Annotated in this window: 2 protein-coding genes; both read left to right on the top strand. The window is 70.1% G+C overall.

Going from position 1 to position 2,384, the window contains the following annotated elements; translation table 11 throughout:
- A partial coding sequence (locus AB0H75_RS50115) for an RICIN domain-containing protein (protein WP_367809176.1) occupies window positions 1-1,663 on the top strand: 1,663 nt, incomplete at its 5' end.
- Window positions 1,664-1,732: 69 nt separating this feature from the next.
- Window positions 1,733-2,384 (top strand): non-reducing end alpha-L-arabinofuranosidase family hydrolase (locus AB0H75_RS50110; RefSeq protein WP_367809174.1); only part of this gene is annotated, 652 nt, incomplete at its 3' end.

Here is a 2,384-nt window from a genome sequence, read left to right as displayed (position 1 = left end):
GCTCAAGCTGACCCGGGAGCTGTGGCTGCTGGCGCCGGACCGGGCCGACTACTTCGACTACTACGAGAACGCCCTGCTCAACCACCTGATCGGGCAGCAGAACCCGGCGGACGCGCACGGGCACGTCACCTACTTCACCCCGCTCAACCCCGGAGGGCGCCGGGGCGTCGGCCCGGCGTGGGGCGGCGGCACCTGGAGCACGGACTACAACTCCTTCTGGTGCTGCCAGGGCACCGGGATCGAGACCAACACCAAGCTGATGGACTCGATCTACTTCCACAACGGCACCACGCTGTTCGTGAACCTGTTCGTGCCCTCCACGCTCGACTGGAGCCAGCGCGGCATCACGGTCGTCCAGACGACCACCTACCCGGCGGGCGACACCACGTCGCTGCGGGTCACCGGGAACGTGAGCGGGTCGTGGACGATGCGCATCCGCATCCCGGCCTGGACGCAGGGCGCCACGATCAGCGTCAACGGGACCCAGCAGGACGTCACCGCCACGCCGGGCAGCTACGCCGCCCTCACCCGGTCGTGGGCGCCGGGCGACACCGTGACCGTGCGCCTGCCCATGCGGGTGATCATGAAGGCCGCCGACGACAACCCCGGCCTGCAGGCCGTCACCTACGGCCCGGTCGTGCTGTCCGGCGACTACGGCAACACCACCCTGTCCTCGGCCCCCACCCTCACCCCGTCCTCGATCACCCGGACCAGCTCCTCCTCGCTGGCCTTCACCGCCACGGCCGGCGGCGCGTCGGTGCGGCTGGAGCCGTTCTACGAGGCCCACGGCCACAACTACGTCGTCTACTGGAACACCGGCGGGCAGGGCGATCCCGGCGCGGCCACCTTCCGGCTGGTCAACGCGGCCAGCGGGCTGGTCCTCGGCATCCAGGACATGTCCACCGCCGACGGCGGCCCGGCCCTGCTGTGGACCGACAACGGCACCGCCGACCACGACTGGGTCCCGGTCGTGGACGGCAACGCCCTACGGCTCCGCAACGTGAACAGCGGCAAGGTGCTCGGCGTCGAGAACATGTCCACCGCCGACAACGCCCGGGTGCTCCAGTGGAGCGACAACGGCACCGCCGACCACCGCTGGACGGTCACCGACACCGGCGACGGCTCCGTCAAGCTCCGCAACGTCAACAGCTCCAAGCTGCTCGGCGTCCAGAACGGCTCGACGGCCAACGGCGCCGCGGTGGTCCAGGACTCCGACAACGGCAGCCCGGACAACCTGTGGCGCTTCCTGCCGAACGGCGCGCGGCGCATCCAGAACGTGGGCACCGGCCTGGTGCTCGGCGTCACCGGCATGTCCACGGCCGACGGCGCGCTCGTCATCCAGTGGGGCGACACCGGCACCGCCGACCACCTGTGGACGGCGGTCGCCGACACCGGCGGCTACCTGCGGCTGCGCAACTCGGCCAGCCAGAAGGTGCTGGGCGTGGAGGGCATGGGCACCGCCGCCGGGTCGCGCGTCGTGCAGTGGGCCGACTCCGGCACCGCCGACCACCGCTGGCGGCTGCGCCTCGGCTCCGGCGTGGACTTCCGCATCCAGTGCGCCAACGGCGGCCGGGTCCTCGGGCTCGCCGGCACCGGGCAGGGCGCGCAGGTCGTGCTCGCCGACGACAACGGCGCGAACACCAACCTCTGGAGGTTCCTGTGAGGCGCGTGCCCCAGGCCCTCGTCATCCGACCATGGCAACCCGTTCAAGTCAGATAAATCGGAGCACGTCATGAAATTCAGGTCCCTACCCGTTCTCGCGACGGTGGTCACCTTACTGGCGAGCATGCTCGTCGCCCTCCAGGCGCAGTCCGCCAGTGCCGCCACCGTGGACACCAACGCCTGGTACGTCCTGGTCAACCGCAACAGCGGCAAGGCCCTGGACGTCTACAACCTGGCCACCAACGACGGCGCGCGCATCACCCAGTGGACCCGTAACAACCAGAACCAGCAGCAGTGGCAGTTCGTCGACTCCGGCGGCGGCTACTACCGCATCAAGTCCCGCCACTCCGGCAAGGTCCTGGACGTCTACAACTTCTCCACCGCCAACGGCGGCGCGATCGTCCAGTGGTCCGACGCCAACGGCACCAACCAGCAGTGGCGCCTGGCCGACAGCTCCGACGGCTACGTGCGCTTCATCTCGCGCAACAGCAACAAGGCCCTGGAGGTGCAGGGCGCCTCCACCGCCGACGGCGCCAACATCGTCCAGTACGACGACTGGGGCGGCGCCAACCAGCAGTGGCAGCTCGCCAAGGTGGACGACGGCGGCGGCAACCCCGGCGAGTGCGCCCTGCCGTCCTCCTACCGCTGGACCTCCACCGGCCCGCTGGCCACCCCGAAGTCGGGCTGGGTCTCGCTCAAGGACTTCACCGTCGCCCCCTACA

The sequence above is a fragment of the Nonomuraea sp. NPDC050783 genome (genome assembly GCF_040802095.1).
Taxonomy (GTDB): Bacteria; Actinomycetota; Actinomycetes; order Streptosporangiales; family Streptosporangiaceae; genus Nonomuraea.
Note: the sequence above shows the minus strand (reverse complement) of the source record. Positions and strands in the feature narration are given on the sequence as shown.